This is a genomic window from Methanobrevibacter cuticularis (genome assembly GCF_001639285.1).
Classification (GTDB): domain Archaea; phylum Methanobacteriota; class Methanobacteria; order Methanobacteriales; family Methanobacteriaceae; genus Methanobaculum; species Methanobaculum cuticulare.
In genome coordinates, this window is the sequence record NZ_LWMW01000049.1 from 1 (window position 1) to 841 (window position 841).

Below are 841 nucleotides of genomic sequence, written 5' to 3' on the forward strand. Positions count from 1 at the left end.
TTTTGAAATAACTTATTATTAATTCTTTTTCTATTTATTTCTTTTTTTAAAATTTTATAAGTTGGAATTTTTATATTTCTATTAATAATTTTATCATTATGAGATTACTAATATTGTTTTTCAGTGTTTTATATTAATAATACTATTGTTTGTCATTTTGAAAAGGATTTTTGAAAATTAATGGCACAGTCAAGTAGGTTACTGATTTTGGTATTTATTTTCTATGGCCTTATTTTAGGTTGAATGCGATTTATATATGATAATCATTTGTTAATAGTTCATTAGTCCATTTATTCATTGATTCTTCAAATTTTTCATCTGATTTTTTCTTTCTATATTCATAGTTAAGGTATATTCTTTTTTCCGATCCTTTCATAATGTGCATTCTTCTCTTTACATGTTTAGGAAGAGTTATTTGGAAATTGAGTTCGGGGGCGTTTGAAGTTTTTGGAACACCATCAACCTTTAAATAGCAAAAGAAATCATTAAAATTAGGTATTATAAATTTATTCATCAATTGCTGAATACAAGGATGTGAAAGTTCTAAATTATCCACCATATCTTTAAATATTAAATCAATTTCTTCTAAATCCTCATTTAAAATCATGTCTATGATTTTCTGCTTCTGCTCTTTAATAACTTTTCTATCATTTCTGTTTATTTTACCTCCTTTCTTTTTGTAACTAGCTATTATGTTTTTAATGTTCGTATTTATATAGTCCTGAAAGGAAAGTTTATAAGTAATGATTTTCATATATTAATATGATATATGGGGTTGTTACTCATGGTTAATATGGTTCAAAAAAGGGTTAAAAATCATTTATCTAAAAATGAATTAAAA

At 23.5% G+C, this 841-nt stretch carries 1 protein-coding gene; it reads right to left on the minus strand.

What is annotated here, in order from left to right; genetic code table 11:
• Window positions 1-250: 250 nt before the first annotated feature.
• Window positions 251-754 (minus strand): hypothetical protein, encoded by a 504-nt coding sequence (locus tag MBCUT_RS01445; protein ID WP_067257886.1) that lies wholly within the window; start codon window positions 752-754, stop codon window positions 251-253.
• Window positions 755-841: the final 87 nt, after the last annotated feature.

What these genes read in the sequence shown, in the direction of transcription:
- MBCUT_RS01445 (WP_067257886.1), bottom strand. Translation starts at nt 754, where the DNA reads ATGAAAATCATTACTTATAAACTTTCCTTTCAGGACTATATAAATACG.